The organism is Variovorax sp. GW822-FHT04A09 (assembly GCF_058801005.1).
This window is the reverse complement of sequence record NZ_JBXAMV010000007.1, coordinates 231761-258358: the sequence shown is the minus strand read 5'-3', so window position 1 is coordinate 258358 and position 26598 is coordinate 231761. Positions and strand designations below refer to the sequence as shown.

Genomic DNA, 26598 nt, shown 5'->3' with positions numbered 1-26598 from the left:
GGCTACCCGGCCTCCGTGCGTTCGGCCACCCGGAGGATGGCGCTGCGCGAGCGCGGGTTGCCGCGCACCTCTTCTTCGGACGGTTTGATGCGCTCCAGCGCGTGCAGCTTCATCACCTTGGGCGCGGCGAAGGGCGCGCGGCGGTCGTAGACCTCCTTCGAGTGCTTGGCGATGAACTGCTTGACGATGCGGTCTTCGAGCGAATGGAAGCTGATCACCGCGAGCCGGCCGCCGGGCGCGAGCACCGACAGGCTGGCTTCTAGCGCTTGTTGCAGCTCCTCAAGCTCGGCGTTGATGAAAATCCGAAAAGCCTGAAATGTGCGCGTTGCAGGGTTCTGGCCCTGCTCGCGGGTTTTGACCGTGCCAGCCACGAGCTCGGCCAGTTCGGTGGTGGTTGAAATTGCGCCCCGTTCTTGTCTGCGAGCAACAATCGCCTTTGCAATCTGAACAGCAAACCGTTCTTCGCCATAGTCACGGATCACCTCTGCAATTTGTTGAAGTTCGGCCGTTGCCAGCCATTCGGCCACGCTCTCGCCGCGCGTGGTGTCCATGCGCATGTCGAGCGGACCGTCGAAACGGAAACTGAAACCGCGCACCGGGTTGTCGATCTGCGGCGAACTCACGCCCAGGTCCATCAACAGGCCGTTGACGCTGGCGTCGGGCAATTCCCCCAGCGAGCGGAATCCCTGGTGGCGGATAGAAAAACGCGCATCCGAGATGCGCGCTGCTTCGGCCACCGCTTCTGCATCCTTGTCGAATGCGATGAGCCTGCCTTCCGGCGCCAGCCGCGCGAGGATGGCGCGCGCATGTCCTCCGCGGCCGAAGGTGGCGTCCACGTACGTGCCCGTGGCTGCCGCGCTGCCGGAAAGAAGGGCTTCCACCGCCTCGTTCAACAAGACGGTCGTGTGGGTCAGGGGGGTGTTCACGGGGCTCCTCAGAACGCGAAGTCCTGAAACACATCCGGCATCTCGCCCTGGGTGGCCTCGGCCTCCTTGGCCTCGTAGGTCGCCTTGTCCCAGAGTTCGAAGTGGTTGCCCATGCCCAGCAGCAGCGTCTCGCGGTTGATGCCGGTGGCGGCGCGCAGCTCGGGCGACACCAGCACGCGGCCGGTGCCGTCCATCTCGACGTCCATCGCGTTACCGAGGAAGACGCGCTTCCACCACTGCGCCGACATCGGCAGCGCAGCAATGCGTTCGCGGAATTTTTCCCATTCGGGACGGGGGAACACCATCAGGCATCCGTGCGGATGCTTGGTGATCGTGAGCTGGCCGCCTGCCGTGGCGCTCAGGACGTCGCGATGCCGGGTCGGCACGGAGAGCCGCCCCTTGGCATCCAGACTGAGCGATGAAGCGCCTTGAAACACGACCACGAAACCCCTGTGGTGGGAGGTGCCGCGACACCCGGAAGGGGCGTTGCCCGCACTTTTTCCCACTTAACTGCACTTTTTTCCACTGTAGCAGGAAACACTTGCGACGCAACTGGGGCTCGGGGGTATTTTTTGTAATGGAATCAACGACTTAGCGCCGATTTCCAAACCTGGAAATCGGCGAATTGTGTTGAAAATGAAGTACTTAGCTCACGCAGTGAAAGTGATGCGTGAAGGACGACCCCGTTACAGGGGCCGAGGGAGGCGGCTTCAGAGGATGAAGCGCGAAAGGTCTTCGTCGTGACTTAGTGCCGCGAGGCGCTCGTCGACATAAGCGGCATCGATGCGGACCGTCTGGCCCTCGATGCGGGTGGCATCGAAGCTTACCTCATCGAGCAGGCGCTCCATCACGGTCGACAAACGGCGTGCGCCGATGTTCTCGGTGCGCTCGTTCACCTCGAAGGCGATGGCCGCCAGCCGCGTGATGCCGTCGGGCGCGAAGTCGAGCGTCACGCCTTCGGTGGCCAGCAGCGCCTGGTACTGCTTCACGAGCGACGCGCGGGTCTGCGTGAGGATGCTCTCGAAGTCCGACACCGAGAGCGACTGCAGCTCGACGCGGATCGGAAAGCGCCCCTGCAACTCGGGAATGAGGTCGCTCGGCTTGCTCAGGTGGAAGGCGCCGCTCGCGATGAACAGCATGTGGTCGGTACGCACCACGCCGTACTTGGTGGACACGGCCGTGCCCTCCACCAGCGGCAGCAGGTCGCGCTGCACGCCCTGGCGCGAGACATCGGAGCCCTGCGCTTCGCTGCGCGTGGCGACCTTGTCGATCTCGTCGATGAACACGATGCCGTTCTGCTCGGCGTTGGCGATGGCCTGCGTGCGGATCTCGTCCTCGTTGACCAGCTTGGCGGCCTCCTCGTCGATCAAGAGGCGCATCGCCTCGGCGATCTTGAGCTTGCGCGTCTTGCGCTTGCCGCCGCCGAGCTGGCCGAACATGCCGCGCAGTTGCTCGGTCATTTCCTCCATGCCGGCCGGGCCCATGATCTCCAGCGGCGCACGCGTTTCGGCGAGGTCGAGCTCGATTTCCTTGTCGTCGAGCTGGTGCTCGCGCAGCTTCTTGCGGAAGGCCTGGCGCGTCGGGTTGGGGCTGTCGAGTGCGGGCGCAGCGCCATCGGCGCCGCGCGCCGGAGGCAGCAACGCGTCGAGGATGCGCTCCTCGGCCGCGTCTTCGGCGCGCGCACGCACCTTCACGCTTTCAGATTCGCGCGTCTGCTTGACGGCGATCTCGGCGAGGTCGCGAATGATCGAGTCGACGTCCTTGCCCACGTAGCCCACCTCGGTGAACTTGGTGGCCTCGACCTTGATGAACGGCGCGTCGGCCAGGCGGGCCAGGCGGCGGGCGATTTCGGTCTTGCCGACACCCGTCGGGCCGATCATGAGGATGTTCTTGGGCGTGATCTCGTGGCGCAGCTTCTCGTCGACCTTCTGGCGGCGCCAGCGGTTGCGCAGCGCGATGGCCACGGCGCGCTTGGCGGCGGGCTGGCCGACGATGTGGTTGTCCAGCTCGGAGACGATTTCCTGGGGGGTCATGGACATGGTCAGAGCGCTTCCACCGTGTGGTTCATGTTCGTGTAAATGCAGATTTCTCCGGCGATCGCCAGCGATTTGCGCACGATCTGCTCGGCCGAGAGCTCGGTGTTGTCGATCAGCGCCTTGGCCGCCGACTGGGCGTAGGCGCCGCCCGAACCGATGGCGATCACGCCGTCTTCAGGCTCCAACACGTCGCCATTGCCGGTGATGATGAGCGAAGTCGTGGCGTCGGCCACGGCCAGCATGGCCTCGAGCTTGCGCAGCACGCGGTCGGTGCGCCAGTCCTTGGTGAGCTCGACCGCTGCGCGGGTCAGATGGCCCTGGTGCTTCTCGAGCTTGGCCTCGAAACGCTCGAAGAGCGTGAAGGCATCGGCCGTGGCGCCGGCGAAACCCGCCAGGACCTTGCCGTGATAGAGCCGCCGCACCTTGCGCGCCGTGCCCTTGATGACGATGTTGCCGAGAGTGACCTGCCCGTCCCCGCCGATGGCGACCTGATCGCCTTGGGGGGTCTTGCGGCGCACGCTCACGATGGTGGTGCCGTGAAACTGTTCCATCGCAGCCATCTGGGGATGGGCCCCGCCAATGCAACCCTTGCGGTCGGACAAACTGCTGGCGGAAAACACGGCCGCGCAGGGGCCGAGAAACCCCTGTGACGGGGTCAGTTCTTGCGGACGGCGACCGTGGCGTGGTCGGTGATGCCGATCAGTCCGAACAGCGCGGCAATCAGCCGGTGCGCATCGACGAACTGCACCCGTTCGCCGTTCGCATCGCGCTCGCGGACCCAACTCAGCAGCGTGCCGGCCGCCGTCAGGTCCATGCGCAGCAGGGCCGCGCATGAGATGACCGGCGCCGTTGTGTGGCGCAGGTCGTGGTCCAGGCGCTGCCAGCACGACAGCGAATCGCCGCGCAGGTCGCCCGCCAGCGCGGCAAAGCCGCTGTCGGTGGACGGGAAGCTCTCGGAATCGCCCCCGACCGACAGCAGCGACCACACCGAGCTCGGCCGGCTCGCCGGCGGCGCGGCCAGCGAGGTGCACTCACCCTTCGGGTCCTGCCAGGACGGCGGCGACACCTCGTAGGTGATGCAGTAGTTGAGCGCCACCAGCTCGAAGTCGTCGGGCAGGTGCATCATGCGCAGCGCCGCCAGGCGCAGCTGCCACCAGGCGTCGTCGGGATGGCGCTCGTTGTTGGGCGTGGCCGCGGCCAGCACGGCCATGAGCTGTGAGGCGCCGAAGAAGCGCAGCTGCACTGGCGAATCGGACCAGTGCGCGAACAGGATGCGCAGCGGCGCGGCGGCCGGCGGATCGATCTCGGTCAGCGCGCGCCAGTCGAGCGTCCAGACCATGCCGGCCTGCGAGAGCGCGCGCGTGAGTGCCATGAGCCCTTCGCGCGTCAGGTGTGCGGGGCTGGCCCAGTCGGCGGCGCCCGTCGTGTCAGAGGCCGCTTCGGCGTCCTCGCTGGCGGTGACGGCCTTCACGCTGCGCGCGAGTTCGTCGAGCGAAACCCAGTCAGGACCCATGCGCTTCATGCGCTGCGCATAGCGCATGCGGGCGGCCGCGAACTTGGCGGCGTCGCCGGTGGCGCGGTACAGGTCGAACAGCGCGCGCCAGCGGGCGTCGTCGCGCTCCAGCGTGACGGCTGCGGTCGCGTCGTCGGCGGCGAACGCACTTTCGGCGGCCAGCGCCTGCAGCAGGATGGCTTCGGCGCCGGTGTCGTCGCCGTGCGCGAAGCGGATCACCGCTTCTTCGAGCGCGCCGTCATGCGCGAGCCGGGACGGCTGAGGCGCGGGGACAGCTGCGGTGGCAGCAACCTCTGGCGCTGCGGCCACGGACGCAGAAGCAGCCGGCTCAGCCGGCAACTGATCGCCGCCGCTGTCGACCGGCGGCAGCGTTTCAGCGCCCGCGTCGGGCGGTGGATTGACCAGCGTCTCGCCGTTCGGCCCGCGGCCCTTCCACCACTGCTGCGACATCTGCTCTTCGATCTCGTCGATCTTCTTGAGCGTGAGTGCGCGGCCTTCGGATTTTTCGGAGGTGCTGTTGAGGTTGAACGACGACGGCGTGACCGTCGCCTCGAAGGCATGGGCCGCCGCCTCGCGCTGGCGCAGCTTGCGCAGCATGTCGAACTCGCGGCGGCGCACGAAGTCGTTGCGCTGGCGCCGCTCGATCATTTCCTTCAGCATCTCGCGGCTGTAGGTCTGCTCGGGCAGCGACGAGTCGGAGGATGGCGTGTCCAGCTCCGACCAGTCTTTCAGGGGATTTCGAACGAACTTGGCCACCTTCGAGAAAAGGCGGCCTGACTCTTCCTTTGGCATTCAGAGAAGGTTATCGAAAGCGCGGGTTCCGTTCTACCGTGCAGCCGTTCAATCCCCGAACATTTTCTGCTTCAGCTCGCGGCGCTGCTGCGCTTCGAGCGAGAGCGTGGCGGTCGGGCGGGCCAGCAGGCGGCCGACGCCGATGGGCTCGCCGGTCTCGTCGCAGTAGCCGTAGTCGCCGGCGTCGATGCGCTGGATCGACTGCTCGATCTTCTTGAGCAGCTTGCGTTCGCGGTCGCGCGTGCGCAGTTCGAGCGCGTGCTCTTCCTCGATGGTGGCGCGGTCGGCCGGGTCGGGCACGACCACGGTGTCTTCGCGCAGGTGCTCGGTGGTCTCACCGGCGTTCTCGAGGATGCCGCGCTTGAGTTCTTCGAGCTTCAGGCGGAAGAACGCCATCTGCTTGTCGTTCATGTACTCGTCGTCGGGCATCGCGATGACCTCGGCGTCGCTCAGCTCGGCGGGCGTCTTGGTCTTCCAGTTGTTGGCCAGCTTCGGGTCTTTCTTGACGGCCAGGGGCGGCGGCGGCACCAGCGCGGTGGAAGGTGCCTGCGAGAAGCTGGATTTGGCGGCGGTCGAGGCCACGGATTGCGGCATCGAGGGCACGGTCAGTTGCGACAGCCGGGACACGCGGCCACCACGCGCAGCGGGAGCGGGCGTAGCGGGGATCGAGGGTGTCGCCGGGGCGGAAGAAGAGGCGGCAGCCGTTTTTTTCATGGGGGTCGGGGGAGCAGAAAGGACGGCCGCAGGACGGCCGACCGGTTGGGATGACGTAGGCGCCGCGCCCGCGGACTTGGTTGCGGGCTTGGCGGACTTCTTGGCAGCCGCGGTCCCGGTCTTGGCCGGGGTTGCCGCAGGCTTCTTGGCAGCGCTTTTCTCTTTCGCGGCAGAGGCAGCAGCAGCGGTGGCAGAAACCTTCTTCGTCGCGGGTACAGCCTTCACAGCCGTCGCCTTCTTTGCGGCGGGCTTGGTGGCTGGCGTGGCCTTGGCGGCGGGTTTCTTCACGGTGACTGGCTCCTTGTACGAACTGGAACGCGCTTTCACTGGGTGTCTCCTCCCAAGGGAACCGTTGCGGGTGTCAGGCCGCGTCGGCTCACGTTGTCGGGGGCGTCCTCAAGTGGTGAACCCCGGGGTTATACCCCCGAAAGCCCGCCAAAAACCCTTGGCGCCCCGTGCCGTAAGTCATATCTCGCCCCTGTGGACGAAGCATGGCTCCCGGAACAGGCGCGCGATTGTATAGAGAACTCGAAACGCAAGGCCATCGGGTGACGCACTGCCCTGCTCCGTTAGCATCGCCCGGCGCCACCACAGGGGGTGGCGCAGGCACGCCGCGGGTCGGGGAGACACCGCGGCGGCCCTTCAAACAACCGATCGGAAAATAATCTTGAGCAAAAAAGCAGTATTGGGAGTCCTGGCCGCGGCCATCGCCGTCGCCTACGGCGGCAGCACCTGGTGGGCCGGCACGCAAATCAAATCGAGCTATGACGTCGCCCTGGGCGAACTGCCCAAGCAGACCGCGCTGGTGCGCGTGATCGAGCGCAGCTACGAACGCAACTTCTTCGGCGCCGTGAGCACCGTGACGCTCGAACTGGGTTGCCCGGCCGAAGCCGAAGCCGCCACCGCCCCTGCCGCGTCGGCACCCGCCGCCGCACCGGCTGCCGCCACGACCGATGTCGCCGAGGCCGCGACCGAAGGCGACGAAGAAGAACCCGCCGAAGACGACAGCGACGCCGCGGCCACCCCGCCCAAGCCCGTGCGCATCACCATCCGCGACACCATCCGCCACGGCCCGATCGCCGGCGCCACGCTGGCCGCGGCCGTCATCGACAGCGAACTGGTGCTCGACGCCAAGGCGCAGGCCGAGGCCGAGAAGCTGTTCGGCAAGGCCAAGCCGCTGACCGCGCGCACCCAGGTCGGCTTCGGCGGCGGCTTCACCAGCGACTTCACCGTCGCGCCCGCCAAGCTGGCCGAAGAAGGCAAGGGCGAGTTCGCCTGGCAAGGCGCGCAGGCCCGCCTGGACATGAACGCGGCCCGCACCCACGTGCGCTACGACATGACGATGCCCGGCCTGGACGTCAGCACCGCCTCCAAGGGCGTGCAGCTGAAGATGGGCAAGTTCACCGCCAAGGCCGACATGGACGGCAGCGCCGGCTGGATGCTGGCCACCGGCAAGTCCGAAGGCCGCCTCGACAGCTTCGAGCTGAACGCGCCCAAGGGACTGGGCCTGGGCGCGGGCACCGAGGCCGCCCCCGCCAAGGCGATCAAGGTGCTGCTGCAAAGCATCGACCTGACCGGCGAAGCCACCATCAAGGACGGCCTGTACGCCTCCGAAGGCGCCTTCAAGGGCAAGGGCAAGGTCAACGAGACCGCCATCGACAAGTTCGAGATCGCCAGCAGCGCGCGCCGCATCCAGGCGGCCGGCTACAAGAAGCTGGCCGACGCCTGGCTGCAGTCGACCGCCGGTGCCGGCTGCGGCCAGCGCAGCAAGGCCCAGAAGGACGCGATGCAGGCGCTCATCGAACAGCTCGCGCCCGACCTCAAGGCCATGGCCAAGCACAGCCCCGAAGCCGGCCTGGACCGCCTGCTGGTCGAGATCGGCGGCCACAGCGCCGAGCTCAGCTACTCGGTGGCCCTCGCCGGCGTGACCGACGAAGACCTGCAGCTGCCCGGCAACGCGCTGGTGCTCAAGCGCGGCGTGCTCAAGGCCAACGCGCGCCTGCCCGTGAAGTGGATCGAGAAGCTGGCCGAAACCGGCGCCGAGAGCGGCCGCACGCCGCCGCCTGAAATGCTCGCGGGCCTGATCGAACAGGGCGAAGCCAACGGCTACGTGAAGCGCACGGGCGACGACCTGGTCAGCCAGGTCGAGTTCAGCGAAGGCCAGCTCAAGCTCCTGGGCAAGCCGATGGGGAATTTCGGCAAGTAAGCACGGCCCGCCCCATGAAAAACGGCGCTGACCGCAAGGCCAGCGCCGTTTTTATTTCGTCAACTCAGGCGAACGTGCTCAGACCAGGCACTGCTCCAGACCCTGCTCCAGGATCTCGCGCGGCAGCTCGATGCCGATGAACACCATGCGGCTCTGGCGCGCCTCGTCCTTGCCCCACTCCGGGCCCAGGTCGCTGCCCATGAGCTGGTGCACGCCCTGGAAGATCACCTTGCGCTCGGTGCCCTTCATGTTCAGCACGCCCTTGTAGCGCAGCATGCGCGGGCCGTAGATGTTCACGATGGCGCCCAGGAAGTCTTCGAGCTTGGCCGGGTCGAAGGCGCGGTCGGCCTTGTAGACGAAGCTCTTCACGTCGTCGTCCGTGTGGTGATGGTGGCCGTGGCCCTCGTGCTTGTGCGAGGGGTGGTCGCACGCCTCGCCATGCGCGTGGTCATGGTCGTGATGGTCGTGGTCGTCTTCCTTCAGGAAGTCGGGGTCGATGTCCAGCTTGGCATTCAGGTTGAAGCCGCGCAGGTCGAAGATGTCCTTCAGCGGCACGTCGCCGAAGTGCGCCTTCTGCTGCGGCGCGCGCGGGTTCATGTGCTTCAGGCGGTGGATGAGCGCATCGGTCTCTTCGGCCGACACCAGCTCGCTCTTGCTGATGAAGATCTGGTCGGCAAAGCCCACCTGGCGGCGCGCTTCCTGGCGGTCGTTCAGTTGCTGCGGCGCGTGCTTGGCATCGACCAGCGTGAGGATCGAGTCGAGCAGGTAGCTCTCGGCGATCTCGTCGTCCATGAAGAAGGTCTGCGCCACGGGGCCGGGGTCGGCCAGGCCGGTGGTCTCGATCACCACACGGTCGAAATCGAGCAGGCCCTGGCGCTTCTTGGCGGCCAGCAGCTGCAGCGCTTCGCGCAGGTCTTCGCGGATGGTGCAGCAGACGCAGCCGTTGCTCATCTGCACGATCTGCTCCTTCGACTCGGTCACAAGGATGTCGCTGTCGATGTTCTCTTCACCGAACTCGTTCTCGATGACCGCGATCTTCTGGCCATGGGCCTCGGTCAGGATGCGCTTGAGCAGCGTGGTTTTGCCCGAGCCGAGAAAGCCGGTCAGGATGGTCGCGGGAATGAGGGCCATGGAAAAGTGCTCCGGAAACGGAAAACAGAAAAAGGCGGGGGATTGGCGGGCAGTTTAGCCAATGCCACTGAGTTGCGTTGCCGACGGGGTCAAGCCCCCGTTCACAGGGGCTTTCTCACCACCACCAGCCCCTTCAGGTACTCCCCTTCCGGAAACTCGATGGTCATCGGGTGGTCGGGCGCGGCGCCCAGGCGTTCGGCGATGTAGCCGTCCACGCCGGCGTCCAGCCCGGCCGAGGCCACGATCTTGTGGAACAGGTCGGCGCTGATGCCGCCCGAGCAGGAAAACGTGAGCAGCACGCCGCCCGGCTCCAGCAGCTTGAGCGCGAGGCGGTTAATGTCTTTATAGGCGCGCGCGGCGCGCTCGGCGTGCGCCACCGTGGGCGCGAACTTGGGCGGGTCGAGCACGATGGCGTCGAAGGTGCGGCCCTGGTCGATGAACTCGCGCAGCACCGTGTTCACGTTGGCGTCGAGAAACTCCGTGGCAATGCCCTGCCCTTCGAAGCCGTTGAGCGCCAGGTGCGCGCGCGCCCGCTCGAGCGCGGGCTGCGACGAATCGACCGACACCAGCGAGGCACCCTCGAGCGCCCCGGCGGCCTTCAGGCCCGCGAGCGCCGCCACGGTGAAGCCGCCTGTGTAGCAGAAGCAGTTGAGCACGCGGCGAAAACGCCGGTGCTGCGCCAGCTCGGCAAAGCGTTGGCGGCTGTCGCGCTGGTCGAGATAGAAGCCGGTCTTGTGGCCGGTCGCGATGTCCAGCGACAGCTGCCAGCCGTGCTCGCGGATGATGATCTGGGTGGGGCCCTCGCCGCGCAGCCAGCCCGTGACCGGCTTCAGGCCTTCGCGCTCGCGGCCGCTGGCATCGGAGCGCTCATACAGCTTGGTGAGCCCCGTGGCCTTGAGCAGCGCATCGGCCAGCACGTCTTTCCAGCGCTCCACGCCGGCCGACAGGAACTGCGCCACCAACGTGTCGCCATAGCGGTCGACGATCAGCCCCGGCAGGCCGTCGGCTTCGCCGTGCACCAGCCGCACGCCGTCGCTCTGCAGGTCGAACAGGCCGCGCGCATGCACCGCGCGCGCACAGACCGTTGAAAAAAAAGCAGCGTCGATGCGCTGCTTCTCGTCAAAGCTCCAGGCCCGCGCCCGGATCTTGGAGGTGGGGCCGAAGGCCGCCCACGCGAGGAAGTGGCCGTCGTGCGACTCCACGCGCACCGTTTCCCCCGAGTCCGCGCCGCCGCGCGCAATGGCGGATTCGAAGACCCAGGGATGGCGGCGTTGGAGCGAGCGCTCCTTGCCCGGCTTGAGGCGGAGGGTTTTCATGGGAGATGAATGAAAGAAGAAATGAAAGACGAAAGAAAACGATGCAGGCGACGGGTGTGGCGGCTACTTGCCGTCCTTGTCCGGCCGGGCCTTGGCGCGCGGATGCGCCGCGTCGTAGACCTTGGCCAGGTGCTGGAAGTCCAGCCGCGTGTAGACCTGCGTGGTCGCGATGTTGGCATGGCCCAGCAGCTCCTGCACCGCGCGCAGGTCGCTGCTCGACTGCAGCACGTGGCTCGCGAACGAGTGGCGCAGCATGTGCGGATGCACCGGCGCGGCCAGGCCGGCCTTCAGGCTGCGCTCGCGCAGCAGCTTCCACACCGCCTGCGACGACATGCGCGCGCCGCGCGCGCTGACGAACAGCGCCGGCTCCTGGCGCTCGCCGCGCACCGCGAGCCAGTCGCGCAGCGCCTCGGCCGCCTTGCTGCCCACCGGCACGCTGCGCCGCTTGCTGCCCTTGCCGAGCACATGGGCTTCCATCGCATCGAGGTCGACCCAGCCGAGCGCCGTGGCGCTGGCCTGCGCATCGAGCCCCGTGAGCTCGCTCACGCGCAGGCCGCAGCCGTAGAGCATTTCGACGATGGCGCCGTCGCGCGCTTCGGTCCAGGGGTCGGCCTCGGGGTCGTACAGCTCGGCCAGGCGCACCGCGTCGTCCACGCCCAGCGCCTTCGGCAGCGGCCGGCCCGCCTTGGGCGCGTGCACGTCCTGCACCGGGTTGAAGCCGATCAGCCCTTCATGGCCGAGCCAGCGGTAGAAACTGCGCCAGCACGACAGCACCAGCGCAATGCCGCGCGGCTCGCGCCCGGCGCTGTGCAGCTGCGCCATCCAGCGGCGGATGTGCGCCGTCTGCACGCGGTCCAGCGGCAGGCCGGCCTCGGCGGCGTGGTCGGTCAGCGCGCGCAGGTGGAAGGCATACAGCTCGACCGTGCGCGGCGCGAGCCGACGCTCCACGCGCACGTGTTCGAGGTATTTGTCGATCCATTCCATGGTGTCGTCGTGCTCCGTGCGCCGCGCGGGGCCGCGCTAGCTAGAACAGATAACCGAGCGATGCATTGTTCACGATGGCGGCGGGCTCGCGCAATGCGCCCTTGAACAGCATGCCCCAGCGGCGCCAGCACGAGGTGGGCGCGGCGGCGTACTGCACGTCGAAGGCCTGGTCGAAGCCGCTGGCACGCACCAGGCGTTCGATGCGCCACAGGTGGTACGGCTCCGACACGATGATCACGCTGCGCACGCCGTTGGCTTCGAGCACCGTGCGCGACAGCGACAGGTTGGCGCGCGTGGACGACGACACCGACTCCAGCACCATCGGCCCCGTGTAGCCCTCGGCCGTGGCGTGGTCGCGCATCACCTCGGCCTCGATGCGGCCGTCTTCCACGTCGACGCCGCCCGAGAACACCAGCGTCTGCGCGCGACCCGCGCGCGCCAGCACGATGCCCTGGTCGACCCGGCCCGTGAGGCAGGGGTTCGGCTTGCCGTCGAGGTAGGCACGGTTGCCCAGCACCAGCGCGACGTCGGCCGCGCGCGGCATCGGGCCGGCCAGGGCGGCCTCGGCACGCTGCCAGATCACGCCCGCGATGGCGGCATAGGTGAGCGCACCGGCCAGCAGGACCACGCACAGGCCGGTCAGCCAGGGCCGGCGGCGCCACCCGCGTTGCGCGGGGCGGCTGCTCGAACGGCTCAAGGGCGCAGCCGCGACAGCGCGCCCGACGACAGCTCGGCGATGCGCTCGAGAAAGTCCGTGCCCATTTCGGCGTTGAAGCGCTGCGCGTCCGGCGAGGCCAACACCAGCAGGCCGAAGGCCGGCGACTCGGCGTCGGGGCGCAGCGGAATCAGCGCGATCGACGCGGCGCCCTGCGGCTCGGGCAGCCAGTTGGCCGCCTCGAAGCCCGCGTTGAGCCCGCAGTACGGCGAGGTGAGCGAGGTGGCCAGCGCCTTCACGTCGTCACTCACCCACTGGGCATAGGCTTCGTTCAGGTACTCGGTGCCGCAGTCCCACACCTTGATGGCCGTTTGCGGCACCAGGAACAGCGACTGCAGGTCGACCGCGATGCGGTACGGCAGGCTGCGCGGGTCACGCGTGGTCAAGAGGCCCTTGGTCCAGCGCTGCAGGCGGTCGGCGATGACGACGTTTTCGGTGCCGTGGCGCACCATGTCCATCAGGCGGTGCTCCAGCGCCTTGATCTTCTCGCGCAGCATTTCGGCCTGGCGCTCCTGCAGGCTCACGGCGCGGTTGCCGTGCGGGCTGGTGAGCTGCACCTGCGCCAGCAGCTGGGCGTGGCGTTCGAAGAAGTCGGGGGTGTTCGACAGGTAGTTCGCGATGTCGTCTTCGGTGATCGGGTTCATGGCGTTGTTGTCGTGGGTGAATGGGGTCATGGCTGTTCCGAAATGTCGGGCACGTCGATCTCGCCCTCGAACACCGTCGTGGCCGGTCCTGTCATGAGCACCGGCCGGCCGTCGCCCTGCCACTCGATCGTGAGAATGCCGCCGTGCGTCTGCACGTCGACGCGGGTGTCCAGCAGCCCGAGGCGGATGCCCGCCACCACGGCCGCGCAGGCGCCCGTGCCGCAGGCCAGCGTTTCGCCGGCGCCGCGCTCGAACACGCGCAGCTTGATGTGGGTGCGGTCGACCACCTGCATGAAACCGGCGTTCACACGCTGCGGAAAACGCGGGTGGTGCTCGATCTGCGGGCCCTGCTCGGCCACCGGCGCGGTGTCGACGTTGTCGACCACCTGCACCGCGTGCGGGTTGCCCATGGACAGCACCGCTACCGAAACGATAGCGCTGCCGGCCCGGGTGCCCAGCGCCAGGTGCCAGGTCTGCCACGCGCCTTCGTGCTGCGGATCGAGCCCGGCCGTGTCGAAGGGCACGCGCGCTGGTTCGAAGACCGGGGCGCCCATGTCGACCGTCACGCGGCCGTCGTCGCCCATGCGCGGCTCGATCACGCCGGCCAGCGTCTGCACGCGCACGTCTTTCTTCTCGGTCAGGCCGTGCTCGCTCACGAAGCGCATGAAACAGCGCGCCCCGTTGCCGCACTGCTCCACCTCGCCGCCGTCGGCGTTGTGGATCACGTACTGGAAGTCGATGCCTGCGGCGGGCGACGGGCGCACCGTGAGGATCTGGTCGGCGCCGACGCCGAAATGGCGGTCGGCCAGGAAGCGGTACTGCGCGGCCGTGAGGCCCAGCGTGCCGCGCGTTTCGTCCAGCACGACGAAATCGTTGCCGGCTCCCTGCATCTTGGTAAAGCGGATTCGCATCGCCGGATTATCGCCACCGGCGCCGCCCTTCGCGCCGGAAGGGCCGCCGGGCGCAGCCCTTTCGACACACCCGGCCTCAGCCCTGGATGAACGCCAGCAGGTCGGCGTTGACCTGCGCCGCGTGCGTGGTGCAGGTGGCGTGCGGCGCGCCGGCGTACAGCTTGAGCTGGCTACCCTGGATCATTTCGGCCGCCAGCTTGCCCGTGGCCTCGAAGGGCACGACCTGGTCGTCGTCGCCGTGGATCACCAGCGTGGGCACGTCGATCTTCGCCATGTCGGGGCGGAAGTCGGTCTCGGAGAACGCCGTCACGCAGTCGATGGTGGCCTTGATCGAGGCCTGCAGCGCGATCTGCAGCGTCTGCTTGAACACGCCCTGCGACACCTTCGCGCCCGGGCGGTTGGTGCCGTAGAACAGCGTGCTGAAGTCGTCGATGAACTGCGGCCGGTCGGCGGCCAGCCCGGCGCGGATGCCCGCGAACAGCGACGCCTCGGGGCCCACGGGATGGTCGGGCGTCTTCATGAACAGCGGCGTCACCGCGCTGATGAGCGCGAGCTTGGCCACACGCGCGCTGCCCTTGCGCGCGATGTAGCGCGTGACGTCGCCGCCGCCCATCGAGAAGCCCGCCAGGATCACGTCCTTCAGGTCGAGCGTCTCGATGAGTTCGGCGATGTCGTCGGCGAAGGTGTCGTAGTCGTAGCCGGTCCAGGGCTGGCTCGAGCGGCCGAAACCGCGGCGGTCGAACGCGATGACGCGGTAGCCGCGCTCGGCGAAGAACAGCATCTGGGCGTCCCACATGTCGGCGCTCAGCGGCCAGCCGTGGCTGAAAAGAATGGGCTGGCCGCTGCCCCAGTCCTTGTAGTAGAGCTCGGTGCCGTCGCGAAGGGTCAGTGTGGTCATGGTTTTTCCTTGAGGTTGGCGAGAGGGTGAAAGGGAAAGAGAAAGCAGAATCCGCGCCGCTCAGAGCGCCAGGAAGTGATGCACCTCGGGCTTGCCCGGGCCGATGTGAAAGCGCAGCGCCTCGGCCTGCAGGTCGGCATCGGCGTGCGACACGCGGTGGTGCTGGCGCAGGTGCTCGGCCCACGACTCCACGAGGAACCACTCCATCACGCGCTCGGCGTCGGCCGTGTGCTCGTGCACGCCCCAGGCGTAGGCGCCGTCGCGGCGGCGCTCGAGCGACAGGCGCTTCATCGCATCGAGGAACGCCGGCCGGTCTTCCTTGCGGATGCGGTACTCGACCTGGATCATCACGGGCCCGCGGTCGTGCACCACCGGCTCGGCCAAGAGCGGCTCGGGCCAGTGGTTCGAGGCCTGCAGGTCGGCCTCGCCGGCGGGCAGCCGCACGCGGTGGAACACCAGCCCCATCACCACCAGCCCCACGGCGCCCGCCACCAGCGTGGCCGGCACGCCGATCTGCTGCGCGACCAGGCCCCAGCCCAGGCTGCCGGCGGCCATGGCGCCGTTGAACACCGTGAGGTACACGGCCAGCCCGCGCCCCCGCACCCAGTTCGGCAGGATCGACTGCGCCACCCCGTTGAGCGTGGTCAGCGCAATGATCCAGCCCAGCCCGAGCACGCCCAGCATCGGCACCGCCAGCCACTGCGGCGGCGCGAACACCAGGGCGCCCATCACCGCGGCCGTGAGCAGCGAGGCCAGCAGCAGCATGCCGTCGGCATCGAGCCGGGCGCGCAGCCGCGGCATCACCAGCGCGCCGCCGATGGCGCCCGCGCCCACGGCGCCCAGCAGGATGCCGTAGAAGCTCGCCGTGCCGCCCAGCATCTGGCGCGCCACCAGCGGCAGCAGCGCCCACACCGAACTGGCGAACAGGAAGAACACCGCCGCGCGCAGCAGCACCACGTGCAACTCCTTGCTGGCCCGCGTGTAGCGCAGGCCGGCGCGGAAGGCGCCGAAGAAGTTCTCGGACAGCCCGCTGTCGACCGCCGCCGGGCGCTTCCACCACAGGAGCGCCGCGATCACGAACACATAGCTCAGCACGTCGAGCCCGTAGGTGGCGGCCGCGCCGAAGCTCGCCAGGATCAGCCCGCCCGCCGCCGGCCCGATGGAGCGCGCGATGTTGATGCCCAGCGAGTTCAGCGCCACCGCGCCCTTGAGCTCGCTGCGCGGCACCAGCTCCGGCACGATCGACTGCCAGGTCGGCCCCATGAGCGCCGCGCCGATGCCGCCCACGAAGGTCAGCGCGATCAGGTACTCGACCGTGAGCGTGCCCGTGTGCGACAGCACCAGCAGCGTGCCGCTCACCGCGGCCAGCAGCACCTGCACGAAGATCAGGAAGCGCCGGCGGTCGAGGATGTCCGACAGCACGCCCGCCGGAATCGCCAGCAGGAAGATCGGCAGCGTCGCCGCCGTCTGGATCAGCGCCACCGCCGTCGGGCTGGCCGACAGGTCGGTCACCAGCCACGAGCTGGCCACGTCGCGCATGAAGCTGCCGATGTTGCCCAGCACCGTGGCGGCCCACAGCACGGCGAAGACCGGCTGGCGCAGCGGCGCGAAGGCGCCGGCGGCTTTGGCTTGGGGCTCAGTCATCGTGGCGCTCCTTGAGGTCGAGCCAGGCGACGAGCAGGAAGCCGCCGACCAGGCCCAGGTGTTCGAAGAAGGCGTTGGCCGCCATGAAGCGTTCCTGCCCCAGCGGCATCTCCCAGAAACGCAGCGCGACGAAGGTGGCCATGAGCGTGAAGCCACCCAGCGCGAGCGCGCCGAGCCAGCGCCAGAAGCCGGTGAGGATCAGCGCCGCGGCGCCCAGCTCCAGCACGATCACCGCCACGGCCAGCGGGCCGGCCGGCGACAGGCCGAAGTGGTTCATCTCGGCGAGGGCGGCGTTGAAGTCCAGCGCCTTGTTCAGGCCGCCCTGCAGGTAGGCCGCGCACAGCAGCAGCAAGGCGATCCAGCGCACGGCGGGCGAAAGGGTCCAGTGCATGGCCTTCATCACACCGCCCAGCAGGCGCAACCCAGCGCGCCCCAGAAGCTCTTCAGGTCGGCGATGGGCAGCTTGCTGCTCCAGGCCGTCGCGTGGCTGTGGCCGTGCACGTTGCAGTCGTTGGCGCAGGCGCACGACATCGCGGCGTTGCGCATCACCTTCTGCAGCGGTGCGCCCTCGGCGGTGTCGGCCCAGCCGGCATAGCCGCCGAAGGTGCGCGCGGGGGACCAGTCGGGCATGGCGGGCGGCAGGCCGCCTTCGTCGTGCGCGGCGAACGGGCCGGCGCCGTAGACCACCTTGCCGCCCACCATCGTGAGCAGCGCCGTGGTGTCGGCAATCTCCGATTCGGCGCAGGCGAAGAAATCGCGGTCGGGCACCACCAGGTCGGCCAGCTGGCCTTCCTGGATGCGGCCCTTCTTGCCCTCCTCGTTCGAGAACCAGGTGACGTTCTCGGTCCACATGCGCAGCGCGGCCTCGCGGTCCAGGCAGTTGCGCTGCGGGTACAACTGCATGCCGCCCACCGTCTTGCCCGTGACCAGCCACGACAGCGACACCCACGGGTTGTACGAGGCCACGCGCGTCGCGTCGGTGCCGGCCGACACCTTCAGGCCGCGCTCCAGCATCTTCTTGACCGGCGGCGTGGCCTCGGCCGCGCCGGGGCCGTAGCGCTCGACGAAGTACTCGCCCTGGTAGGCCATGCGGTGCTGCACCGCCACGCCGCCGCCGAGCGCGGCGATGCGCTCCATCGACTTCTCGGAAATCGTCTCCGCATGGTCGAAGAACCAGTTCAGGCCGGCCAGCGGCGTGTCCTTGTTGACCTTCTCGAACACGTCGAGCGAGCGGCTGATGGTTTCGTCGTAGGTCGCGTGCATGCGCCAGGGCCAGCGGTTCTGCGCCAGGATGCGCACCACGCCTTCGAGGTCGCCTTCCATCTCGGGCGCCATGTCGGGGCGCGGCTGGCGGAAGTCTTCGAAGTCGGCCGCCGAGAACACCAGCATCTCGCCCGCGCCGTTGTGGCGGAAGTAGTCGTCGCCCTGCTTGTACCTGGAGTTGGCCGTCCAGTTGAGGAAGTCGTCCTTCTCGGCCTTGGGCTTCTGCGTGAAGAGGTTGTAGGCCAGGCGGATCGTGAGCTGCCCGTCGTCGTGCAGCTTCTGGATCACTTCATAGTCGTCGGGGTAGTTCTGGTTGCCGCCGCCCGCGTCGATGGCGCCGGTCACGCCCAGGCGGTTGAGCTCGCGCATGAAGTGGCGCGTGGAATTGAGCTGGTAGTCGAACGGCAGCTTCGGCCCCTTGGCCAGCGTGGCGTACAGGATGGCCGCGTTCGGCTTGGCCAGCAGCAGGCCCGTGGGGTTGCCGGCGCTGTCGCGCACGATCTCGCCGCCGGGCGGCGCGGGCGTGTCCTTGGTGTAGCCCACGGCGCGCAGCGCGGCGCCGTTGAGCAGCGCGCGGTCGTACAGGTGCAGGATGAACACCGGCGTGTCGGGCGCCACCGCGTTCAGCTCGGCCAGGGTCGGCAGGCGCTTCTCGACGAACTGGTGCTCGGTGAAGCCGCCCACCACGCGCACCCACTGCGGCGCGGGCGTGATCGCCACCTGGCGCCTGAGCATGCCCATCGCATCGGCCAGGCTCTTCACGCCGTCCCAGCGCAGCTCCATGTTGTAGTTCAGGCCGCCGCGAATGATGTGCAGGTGGTTGTCGATGAGGCCCGGCAGCACGCGCTGGCCCTGCAGGTCGATCACGCGGGTCTGGCTGCCGGCCAGCGGCAGCACGTCTTCGGCGCGGCCCACGCGGGTGAAGCGGCCGTCCTTGATGGCCACCGCGTCGGCCGTGGGGTTGGCACGGTCCAGCGTGGTGAAGCGGCCGTTGCGCAGAATGAGGTCGGGGGTCTGGGTGGTGGCCATGGTGGATGCGGGTGCGAGGGAGGTGGCTGCAAAGGCGCCGAGGGCGCCCAGGAAGTGGCGGCGTTGCGGGTCGGGGGCGTTCATGCGTCGCTCCGCTCGGACGGGCGGCTGCCGGCGGCGGCGGTCTTCACCGCCCCGGGCTGCGCGCAGGTCGGCAGCTCGCCGAACACGTGCGGCTTGACCTGGTCATGCAGCCACGAGCTGGCGGCCGGCCGGTCGAACACCTGCCGCACCAGCGGCGGGATCTGCTCGCCGAGCAGGATGCCCAAGAGGCCCACCAGGGCGATCACCGGCGGCGCCGGCGAGCGCACCTGGAAGAGCGCGTAGATCACGCCGACCAGCAGGCCGAGCGCGAGGGAAACGACATAGGTCTTCATGGTCGGGCGGCCTTCCGGGTGCTCTGCGCTCAACCCTCGTGGGCGCCGAACATCGTCTTGGCGTACGTCACGCCCAGACCGTAGGCGCCGCCCACCTTCTTCGCAATACCGGTCGTCAACTCGTAGGTGTCGCCACGCGCCCAGTCGCGCTGCAGCTCCAGCAGGTACTGCAGCGAGGTCATCGGCTGCGCGCCGGCCTGCACCATGCGCTCCATCGCGCGGTTGTGCGCCTCGGTGGACACGTCGCCGCAGGCGTCGGCAATCACGTACACCTCGAAGCCCTGGTCCAGCGCCGACAGCGCCGGGCCCACGATGCACACGCTGGTCCACAGGCCGGCCAGCACGATGCGCGGCTTGCCGATGGCGTTCACGCGCTCGATCACGGCGGCGTCTTCCCAGGTGTTCATCGAAGTGCGGTCGAGCATCTTCTGGCCGGGGAAGGCGTCGGTGATCTCGCTGAACATCGGGCCCGAAAAGCTCTTCTCGGCCACGGTCGTCAGGATGGTCGACACCTTGAAGCCGGCCGCCGCCTGCGCCACCAGCGCGGCGTTGTTGCGCAGGTTCACGGCGTCGATCGAGTGCGTGGCAAAGGCCATCTGCGACTGGAAGTCGATCATCACCAGCGTGTGGTCGGTGGGGGTGAGCAGCTTGGCGCCGGCGGTGGGGGTGGCTTGGACGGTCATGAAAGGCTCCTTCGGCAAAGTTGGGTGCGTGGATATTCGATTCGGTTCACAATCGCTTTCGGAGGGAATTTCCTTGGCGTGGGCTGAATCATCCGGTGCACACGGGGCCCCATCGACGAAATTTTTCACCATCAATGATCGAAGTTTTCGATCATTCCTTTTTGCTGCGAGGAACGCCCCGTGCTCAAGCTCACCCTGGAAGCCATCGAGGTCGTCGACGCCATCGCGCGCCACGGCTCCTTTGCCGCCGCCGCCGCGCGGCTGAACAAGGTGCCCTCCACCATCTCCTACGCCGTGGGCAAGCTCGAAGAGCAGCTGGGCATGCTGCTGTTCGAGCGCAACGGCCCGCGCGTGACCCTCACCGCCGCCGGAGAGGAAATGCTCAAGGAAGGCCGCTGGCTGCTCGGCGCCGCGAGCGACCTCGAATCGCGCATGCGGCAGATTGCCACCGGCTATGAATCAGAGCTGCGGCTGGTGCACGACTCGCTCATTCCCACACAAGCCTTCATGGACGACATCCGCGCCTTCGAAGACCTGCGCTGCGGCACGCGGCTGCGCATCGGCTGCGAGGCGCTCACCGGCAGCTGGGAGGCGCTGCGCGAGGGCCGCGCCGACATCGTCGTGGCCGCGGGCGAAGGCCCGGCCGGCGGCGGCCACCAGGCCGTGGCCGTGGGCAGCCTGGCGTTCGCCTTCTGCGTGGCGCCCACCCACCCGCTCACGCGGCTGAAGCGCCCCGTGCAGCGCGGCGACCTCATCGACTGCAACGCCATCGTCGTCGGCGACACCGCGCGCACCCTGTCGGACCGCACCGTCGGCCTCATGGCCGGCCAGCCGCGCATCACCGTGCCGTCGATGGCCGCCAAGGTCGCCTGCCAGGTCGCCGGGCTGGGCCACGGCTTCTTGCCGCGTGCCTGCATCACCGACGAGCTGGCGCGCGGCACGCTGGTCGAGCTGCCAACCGAGGAACCGCGCGCGCCCGAAGCCTTCTGGCTCGCGTGGAAGACCGGCGCGCAGGGCCAGGCGCTGCGCTGGTGGCGCGAGCGGCTGCACCGCACGCTCGTGCCCGCGCTGCTGCCGCGTTCGTTCCTCTGAGAGAGGACTGAAAAAAGAAGTTGTCGCTCAGCCGCCGGCGCGCAACTTGTCGAGCGCCCGGTCGAGAAACGCCAGCCGGTCTTGTCCCCAGAAGCGCTCGCCGTTCAGGATGAACGTGGGCGCGCCGAACACGCCCGCTTCCACCGCGTCGGCGCTGTTGGCGCGGTACACGGCCAACACCTCGGCCGACTGCTCCAGCGCCTGCAGCGCCGCGCCGTCGTAGCCGTTTTCGTCGGCGATCGCGATGCGCACCGCAGCCTGCGCCGTGTCGCGCTCCTCGGCCCACAGCGCGCGCAGCAGCGCGTGCGACAGCGGCTGCGCATCGAGCCCCTGCAGCTGGGCGGCGATCACCATCCAGCCGGGGTACTTGTTCCAGTTCGGGTCGGTCGGCGCGCCCTTCGGGTAGTGCGCGGGCTCCAGGTTCATCGGCATGCCGAGGTAATCGCGCCAGCGCGACAGCTCCAGCGCGTGGTACGTGCGGCGCGGCTCCGGGCGCGTCTTCAGCGGAATGCCGCCGGTCTGCGGCACCACCGCCTGGAAGTCGTAGGGCTTGAGCGTGAGCTGCACATGGTGGCGGCGCACGATGTCTTGCAATTGCGGGCCGCCGAGGTAGGCCCAGGGCGAGGAGAGGCTGTAGTAGCAGTCGATGGCGATCATGCGGGGATTATCTTCAGCCCCCGGCCGGCGCGCCGCGCGCCACGGCCATACACCTCGCAACGCACCGCCTCGCGAACGCGGTGAAACTACGCCCCTTGCGCGTTGCTGTGTGGTTGTGCATCGGCCGGGCCCTGCCCTTGCGATGCGCCGCCGCCACTTTTCCGGGAGCCCTGATTTGCAGCCGAAGACCCAAGCCAAGATTGCCCGCATTGCCCTGTCGGCCTCGGCCGCCGCCATTGGCAGCCTGGCCGCCTACTGGACCCTGCTCGCCACGCGCCAGGGCCACATTCTTTTCAACGCCCGCAAGCTGCCCGTGGTGCATCTGTCGGACGACTTCTCGACCTACTCGCACCCCGTGCCCGGCGGCATGGTGCGCGGCTACGTGTACCACCCGCAGGGCGAAGACGCGCTGCAGGACCTGTTCATCTACTTCGCCGGCCGCGGCGAAGACGTGCGCGCCACCGCGCAGATGCTGCACTGGCTGCCCGAGGGCTTCGGCTTTGCGGCCCTCAACTACCGGGGCGTGGCCGACTCGCAGGGCGCGCCGTCTGAAATCGCCTCCGTGGCCGACGCCGCCCAGTTCGCCAGCCACCTGCGCCGCGCCTTTCCACAAGCGCGCCTGCACGTGGTGGGCCGCAGCCTGGGCACCGGCGTGGCCATCCAGCTCGTGGCGCGGCAGGAGTTTGCGAGCCTGCAGCTCATCACCCCCTACGACTCGCTGCTCGAAGTCGCCAAGAAGCGCTTTCCGCTCGTGCCGCTGTCGCTGTTGCTGCGGCACCGCTTCAACTCCATCGAACACAGCAAGGAAGTCGCCGCCAAGACCCAGGTGCTGCTCGCCGCGAAGGACGACGTGGTGCCCCACGAACGCTCCGAAAAACTCATCGCCGCCTGGCCCACGCCCGTGAGCGTGCAGACCGTGTCGAACTCGGACCACCACAACATCACCGGGCTCGAAGAGACCTGGCTGATGCTGGTGGACTTTGCGTTGACGGCGGTGTTGCCGGAGACGAAGGCGGCGTAGGGGGCGCAAGCGGCCAGGGCTCTTTCAAAGCTCCCTGCAATAGCAGCTGACAGGCTCCCGCGCCAACTCCCCCGCCAGCGCATCCCAGGCCCCCGACGCCACCGCGCCCGCGATGTGCGCCTGGTGGTGCGCCTGCGACGCCCACGATTCGACCAGCGTGAAAACGCAGTCGTTGTCGCTGCGCCCGAACAGCCGCACGCCCCGGCACCCATCCGCCGATGGCAGCGACTGCTTGACCTGGTTCATGAGTTCCGCGAACGCAGACGCGCGCTCGGGCTTGGCTTCGAAAGTGATGATGACGTTGATCGGGTCCATGGACATTTCTTCTTCGCGTTGGCTTGTGGATTCAATGAATGAATGAAAAGAGAGAGCAGGCAGGTTAGCCAGCCCCCTCCCCCGCGCCTAGGCACGAAGCTGCGAAGAAATTGACCATGGCTGCGAAGGACGCAGGCAGCCACGCCGGGATCACCCAAGCATCACGCCGCCTGCATGCGCCGCACGTACTCCGCAGGCGTCGTCTCGAACCGTCTGCGAAACGCGCGGTTGAAATACGCCGCGCTCTCGAACCCCACCTTGGCAGCCGCATCGCCGGGGCGCAGCCCGGCGCCCAGCATCAGCGAGCGCGCCTCTTCCAGGCGCAGGTCGCGAATGCAACGCATCGGCGTGACGCCGGCCACCTCGCGAAAGCTGTGCGCGAAGTGCGAAGGGCTCATGTGGACGTGGCCCGCGATCTCGGCCACCGACAGCGGCCGACCCAGATGGCGGCGCATGAAGGCGATGGCCGTCTGTATGCGCGCGCCGGCCTTGGTGACGGCGCCCGCGCTGCGGATGGCGGCGGCCGCCTCGGAGCGCAGCAGCCGCAGCACGATTTCCTCGACGGCCAGCGGCGCGAGCGTGCGGCGGTCCACCGGGTCATCGGCCGCCAGCAGCAGGCGGGCGAAGGCCTCGACCACCTCCGGCCCCACCGGGGCCGTGAAGTGCTCGCGCACGCGGGCAGGCTCGGCCGGCCGTGCGCCACCGCCTTCGGCCAGTGCGAGGACCGACTTGACCAGCACGTCGGGCGGCAGGTCCAGATGAATGGCCAGGTACGGCGCCGCGGCGCTCGCCCCGACGACCGCGCCGAGGCACGCGACCTCGGCCCCGAGCACCAGGCACTGCGTGGCGCCGTAGGCCAGCGAACGGCCGCCGCCGAGATGCGCGGTCTTGCGGCCCTGCAGGACCACCACCACGCCCGGCGTGAGGCGCTGGGTTTTCTCGTAGCGGATCGGGTGCGAGAAGCGGTAGCAGCGCAGGCCCGGGTACAGCGCGTCGGTGCGGCCGTCCACGGGGGTTCGCGCAGCGACCATGTCGCGCAGGCGGGTCCAGGCGGCAGAAATGAAGGTGGCCTCTTCGGGTTTGTTGTTGTTGCTGTCGTCGGCGGCAATGGGCGCAACTGGCATCGGCTTGGTCGTGGAGAAGAGAGAACGCTGGAAAGCGAACGGGATGCGCAGCGTAGCCGGTCTGCGCGCGTCCGTGAGCGTGCAGACCGCGTCGAACTCGGACCACCACAACATCACCGGGCGCGAAGAGGCCTGGCTGATGCTGGTGGACTTCGCGTTGACGGCGGTGTTGCCGGAGACGAAGGCGGCTTGAGGGTTGCGGGCCGGTCGTGAGGCAGAGGCTTCACGCCGGCCGCTGTGGGCTAGGCCGGCTTGAGTGAGGGGTGCGCTTGCAGCGCATCGCGGACGGCGCCGGCTGTTGCGTTGACGGTGGCGATGCGCGTCATCAACGCTTCGTTGAGCAGGCGCAGCAAGGCGCTCAGTTCAGTGCGGGTGGGGGCGAGCTCTTCGCTGTCGTTCAGGGCGCTGGTGTCGACGAGCTTTTCTAGCGCGGTGTAGGCACGCATTACCGCGTTGAGGTTGTCGGCGTCGTCGCAGGCTTGCAGGGCGAGGTCGTCGAGGGCAGCGGAAGAAATGCGAGATTGCGCGCAGGCGCGAGCGGATTCAGCCATGTGATGGACTCCAAGATTCGCAGAGGTTCATCAGGCTTCCAAACCCGGCCGCGCCACTCAGCACGACGCGAAGCAGTATATCTAGACGAGCCGACCGATAGCTCTCAACGCCTAGGCGCCCGAATCGCCTCTGTCCCTTGGCCACACATCGAGATGGATGCGTGTCGAGCAAACGCTCAGAACTTGCTCACGCGATCAAGGACTTTCTGAATCAGAGCGAAGCGACTAGTCTGTTCGTCTGTGGCTTTCGCGTCCACATTGTGACGCTGTGGGAACGCCAGAATGGTCGCTCCAGTCTGCTTGGCTTTCGGGCTATCGGTGCCCTCCTGCAACGACTCTTCGCTCGAGAACGATGAATGAGCGAAACGCAGATGCAGTTGTTCCTCTGGAACTCTTGGCATGCTTTCTCCTCAGTTCGCCGGCGGATTAGGTATCAGACCGCTCGATTCTAGTCCCTTCACCGCGAGCCCCTCAAGCGTCTCGATTGCCTCTAGCGTTGTTGCGGTGACAGGATGTCCGCTCGGCTTTCTCAGCTTGCCCGTTGCCGGGTCTTTGCGTCCGTCGGCAGGCGCGCTGAAGAACTTGAGGAAGCGAGATGGCGCGACTCCATCAAAGGGAATGATCCGAACCTTTTTGTGATCTGTTTCTGCCTCGGTGATCGCATCCGCATGCAACTTTGTCGCGAGGCTCTTTCTGTACGGTTCGACAAAGTAGACCTCCCTAATCCCTGCTGCAACAAGATGACGCGCGCACGAATGGCAAGGGTATGTTGTGACGAACAATTTGCCGCCCTTGATTTCCGCCCCGTGCGTGCTTCCTGCGTTCAGAAGCGCATGCATCTCAGCATGAACTGCACGCGAAAATTCAATCAGGCTCTTCAACTGGGTGTCGTTGAGGACGGCTGCCTCAGCTGTTGCGCGTTGCTCACTAGTCAAGACTTTCGCCTTCACCAAGCGATCGACAATGGCTTGAGCTATCAAGGACTTCTCTTCATCGTTGAAGCATTTCCCCCCGTCCTTGTTCCAGCAACGATGATCACCATCCGCTCCAGTCGTCGGCTCCTCCGACTGATATAGGCCACCGAAAGCTCTGGGAACGTCATTCCATCCAGTCGCCAGAACATCCCCGGCCTCGTTTGTGATCGCAGCACCAACTTGTCTTGATAGGCATGCGGAGTTTCTGGCTGCGGAATAGGCTGCGTACATCGCGCGCTCTGCGACAGTTGGAGTGACTATCCGCGCACCGAGCATCAGATCGAGGAAACGCTTCACGCGCCCGTCGAGTTGCGAATCCGTATTCGTGTCAGCTCGTAGAAAAAAGTCCGCGAGCGGAAAAGTCTCTCGAACACGCTGCCCATGGGAATGCTCCTCGCCAGAGTCACGATCGATCAGATGGTGAATCTCCTCAGGCTTGCTCTTTCTACTCAATCTCTCGACACGCAGTTCAATCGGAGCATAGACACCAACAACATGAAGCATGTCTCCATAGACAGATCGGAGCAGACGCAGTTCGCCAGAAGTTTTTATGGAGTCGATGATGTGACAACTGCGCTCAGAGTAGGCAGGATTTATGGCGTCATTCGCGCTGTCTGGGAAGAGGCCCACTTGCTTTTCATTCACGGGGTCTTTGAGCGCTAGGCGAGCCAACGTAATTTCTTTGACGGCTAACTGCGCCAATACGGCCGTCCCATGATTTTTCCGCAGTTCATTACCCGCTTCGATCAATTTCTCAGTGGTCACTTCGCCTTCGATCTTGGCGTTTTTCCGAATGAGATCGCTCAACCGGATGATCTCCACTTTCTTGTACTTGTAGTCCTCACCCCGAAGCAACCGTTGAAACACCTCAGCCACTGAATGAAGTGGCGTTCCCATCGGCCCACAAAGGGCAATCACGATTTCGTCCGTTAGCGTTCCATCAATACTTCCTTGAGTATTGAATGGCTTCACCGGGAGTGAAATCGGCTTCAAGATCGCGCTCATGCAAGGCCTTTGTAACAATATTGTTTCGAATGTATTCGATCATCTGCCACGAGAGCCGCGGGTTACTCCCAGAAAAA

General features: G+C 67.3%; 28 protein-coding genes. 4 read left to right on the top strand and 24 right to left on the bottom strand.

Features of this window, described 5'->3' with window-relative positions; all coding sequences use genetic code 11:
* Positions 1–2: 2 nt before the first annotated feature.
* The 6 genes from rsmH to dksA form a co-directional block, all read right to left on the bottom strand.
* On the bottom strand, positions 3–926 hold the full coding sequence (gene rsmH / locus AC1RLW_RS28540; RefSeq protein WP_062474238.1) for a 16S rRNA (cytosine(1402)-N(4))-methyltransferase RsmH: 924 nt from the start codon (positions 924–926) through the stop codon (positions 3–5).
* An 8-nt stretch (positions 927–934) separates the two neighbouring features.
* Positions 935–1363: a division/cell wall cluster transcriptional repressor MraZ gene (mraZ, locus tag AC1RLW_RS28535; RefSeq protein WP_056576192.1), complete on the bottom strand. Its 429-nt coding sequence runs from the start codon at positions 1361–1363 to the stop codon at positions 935–937.
* A gap of 273 nt (positions 1364–1636) precedes the next feature.
* Positions 1637–2965 carry an ATP-dependent protease ATPase subunit HslU gene (hslU, locus tag AC1RLW_RS28530; RefSeq protein WP_139702997.1) on the bottom strand — a complete coding sequence of 443 codons (1329 nt, stop codon included), beginning with the start codon at positions 2963–2965 and terminating at the stop codon, positions 1637–1639.
* Positions 2966–2967: 2 nt separating this feature from the next.
* A complete protein-coding gene (gene hslV, locus AC1RLW_RS28525; RefSeq protein WP_056508874.1) occupies positions 2968–3513 on the bottom strand; it encodes an ATP-dependent protease subunit HslV in 546 nt (181 codons plus the stop codon).
* A gap of 104 nt (positions 3514–3617) precedes the next feature.
* Complete coding sequence (locus tag AC1RLW_RS28520; RefSeq protein WP_307695608.1) at positions 3618–5267, bottom strand: STAS domain-containing protein; 1650 nt, start codon at positions 5265–5267, stop codon at positions 3618–3620.
* A gap of 48 nt (positions 5268–5315) precedes the next feature.
* Positions 5316–6269, bottom strand: coding sequence for an RNA polymerase-binding protein DksA (gene dksA, locus AC1RLW_RS28515; RefSeq protein ID WP_253252425.1), 954 nt, complete (start codon positions 6267–6269; stop codon positions 5316–5318).
* Positions 6270–6648: 379 nt separating this feature from the next.
* Here dksA and AC1RLW_RS28510 point away from each other — a divergent pair, with 379 nt between their 5' ends.
* The gene (locus AC1RLW_RS28510; RefSeq protein ID WP_493195931.1) at positions 6649–8187 is read left to right on the top strand and encodes a YdgA family protein; all 1539 of its coding nucleotides are present in this window, start codon (positions 6649–6651) and stop codon (positions 8185–8187) included.
* Between the two features lie 78 nt (positions 8188–8265).
* Here the strand turns inward: AC1RLW_RS28510 and AC1RLW_RS28505 are convergent, their stop codons facing one another.
* From AC1RLW_RS28505 to AC1RLW_RS28450, 12 genes are all read right to left on the bottom strand, one after another.
* Positions 8266–9318, bottom strand: coding sequence for a CobW family GTP-binding protein (locus AC1RLW_RS28505; RefSeq protein ID WP_062474247.1), 1053 nt, complete (start codon positions 9316–9318; stop codon positions 8266–8268).
* A 101-nt stretch (positions 9319–9419) separates the two neighbouring features.
* Entirely contained in the window at positions 9420–10634 is a 1215-nt protein-coding gene (locus tag AC1RLW_RS28500) for a class I SAM-dependent rRNA methyltransferase (RefSeq protein ID WP_493195930.1), read from the bottom strand.
* A gap of 63 nt (positions 10635–10697) precedes the next feature.
* On the bottom strand, positions 10698–11618 hold the full coding sequence (locus AC1RLW_RS28495) for a tyrosine recombinase XerC (protein WP_493195929.1): 921 nt from the start codon (positions 11616–11618) through the stop codon (positions 10698–10700).
* 40 nt (positions 11619–11658) lie between these two features.
* Positions 11659–12315 (bottom strand): YdcF family protein, encoded by a 657-nt coding sequence (locus AC1RLW_RS28490; RefSeq protein WP_493195928.1) that lies wholly within the window; start codon positions 12313–12315, stop codon positions 11659–11661.
* Entirely contained in the window at positions 12312–13007 is a 696-nt protein-coding gene (locus AC1RLW_RS28485) for a DUF484 family protein (protein ID WP_095948166.1), read from the bottom strand. Before AC1RLW_RS28485 ends, AC1RLW_RS28490 begins: the two co-directional genes overlap by 4 nt.
* Positions 13004–13888 (bottom strand): diaminopimelate epimerase, encoded by an 885-nt coding sequence (dapF, locus tag AC1RLW_RS28480; protein ID WP_489059356.1) that lies wholly within the window; start codon positions 13886–13888, stop codon positions 13004–13006. The genes AC1RLW_RS28485 and dapF overlap by 4 nt, the downstream gene beginning before the upstream one ends.
* Positions 13889–13964: 76 nt before the next feature.
* Positions 13965–14786 carry an alpha/beta fold hydrolase gene (locus AC1RLW_RS28475; RefSeq protein ID WP_493195927.1) on the bottom strand — a complete coding sequence of 274 codons (822 nt, stop codon included), beginning with the start codon at positions 14784–14786 and terminating at the stop codon, positions 13965–13967.
* A 60-nt stretch (positions 14787–14846) separates the two neighbouring features.
* Positions 14847–16430, bottom strand: a complete 1584-nt coding sequence (locus AC1RLW_RS28470) for an MFS transporter (protein ID WP_493195926.1) — start codon at positions 16428–16430, stop codon at positions 14847–14849.
* A complete protein-coding gene (locus AC1RLW_RS28465; RefSeq protein WP_493195925.1) occupies positions 16423–16821 on the bottom strand; it encodes a DoxX family protein in 399 nt (132 codons plus the stop codon). The genes AC1RLW_RS28470 and AC1RLW_RS28465 overlap by 8 nt, the downstream gene beginning before the upstream one ends.
* An 8-nt stretch (positions 16822–16829) precedes the next feature.
* Positions 16830–18722 (bottom strand): amidohydrolase, encoded by a 1893-nt coding sequence (locus tag AC1RLW_RS28460; protein WP_493195969.1) that lies wholly within the window; start codon positions 18720–18722, stop codon positions 16830–16832.
* Between the two features lie 80 nt (positions 18723–18802).
* The gene (locus AC1RLW_RS28455; protein ID WP_493195924.1) at positions 18803–19099 is read right to left on the bottom strand and encodes a DUF1427 family protein; all 297 of its coding nucleotides are present in this window, start codon (positions 19097–19099) and stop codon (positions 18803–18805) included.
* Positions 19100–19128: 29 nt separating this feature from the next.
* Positions 19129–19782 carry a hydrolase gene (locus AC1RLW_RS28450; RefSeq protein ID WP_062474264.1) on the bottom strand — a complete coding sequence of 218 codons (654 nt, stop codon included), beginning with the start codon at positions 19780–19782 and terminating at the stop codon, positions 19129–19131.
* Positions 19783–19962: 180 nt separating this feature from the next.
* Here AC1RLW_RS28450 and AC1RLW_RS28445 point away from each other — a divergent pair, with 180 nt between their 5' ends.
* Complete coding sequence (locus AC1RLW_RS28445; protein ID WP_056575757.1) at positions 19963–20874, top strand: LysR family transcriptional regulator; 912 nt, start codon at positions 19963–19965, stop codon at positions 20872–20874.
* A gap of 27 nt (positions 20875–20901) precedes the next feature.
* On the opposite strand, the gene AC1RLW_RS28440 is transcribed toward AC1RLW_RS28445, so the two are convergent.
* Positions 20902–21531, bottom strand: a complete 630-nt coding sequence (locus AC1RLW_RS28440; RefSeq protein WP_070060143.1) for a 2-hydroxychromene-2-carboxylate isomerase — start codon at positions 21529–21531, stop codon at positions 20902–20904.
* 175 nt (positions 21532–21706) lie between these two features.
* Between AC1RLW_RS28440 and AC1RLW_RS28435 the strand changes: the two genes are divergently transcribed.
* Entirely contained in the window at positions 21707–22552 is an 846-nt protein-coding gene (locus AC1RLW_RS28435) for an alpha/beta hydrolase (protein WP_307635897.1), read from the top strand.
* 24 nt (positions 22553–22576) lie between these two features.
* Here AC1RLW_RS28435 and AC1RLW_RS28430 read toward each other — a convergent pair whose 3' ends face one another.
* A complete protein-coding gene (locus tag AC1RLW_RS28430) occupies positions 22577–22867 on the bottom strand; it encodes a putative quinol monooxygenase (RefSeq protein ID WP_070060294.1) in 291 nt (96 codons plus the stop codon).
* 161 nt (positions 22868–23028) lie between these two features.
* Positions 23029–23991 carry an AraC family transcriptional regulator gene (locus AC1RLW_RS28425; RefSeq protein ID WP_493195923.1) on the bottom strand — a complete coding sequence of 321 codons (963 nt, stop codon included), beginning with the start codon at positions 23989–23991 and terminating at the stop codon, positions 23029–23031.
* 43 nt (positions 23992–24034) lie between these two features.
* Between AC1RLW_RS28425 and AC1RLW_RS28420 the strand changes: the two genes are divergently transcribed.
* Positions 24035–24184 (top strand): hypothetical protein, encoded by a 150-nt coding sequence (locus AC1RLW_RS28420; RefSeq protein ID WP_493195922.1) that lies wholly within the window; start codon positions 24035–24037, stop codon positions 24182–24184.
* Between the two features lie 49 nt (positions 24185–24233).
* Here AC1RLW_RS28420 and AC1RLW_RS28415 read toward each other — a convergent pair whose 3' ends face one another.
* The 3 genes from AC1RLW_RS28415 to AC1RLW_RS28405 form a co-directional block, all read right to left on the bottom strand.
* Entirely contained in the window at positions 24234–24542 is a 309-nt protein-coding gene (locus AC1RLW_RS28415; protein WP_493195921.1) for a hypothetical protein, read from the bottom strand.
* Between the two features lie 176 nt (positions 24543–24718).
* Positions 24719–24943 carry a hypothetical protein gene (locus AC1RLW_RS28410; protein ID WP_493195920.1) on the bottom strand — a complete coding sequence of 75 codons (225 nt, stop codon included), beginning with the start codon at positions 24941–24943 and terminating at the stop codon, positions 24719–24721.
* A 9-nt stretch (positions 24944–24952) separates the two neighbouring features.
* Complete coding sequence (locus AC1RLW_RS28405) at positions 24953–26521, bottom strand: anti-phage dCTP deaminase (RefSeq protein WP_493195919.1); 1569 nt, start codon at positions 26519–26521, stop codon at positions 24953–24955.
* Between the last annotated feature and the right edge of the window lie 77 nt (positions 26522–26598).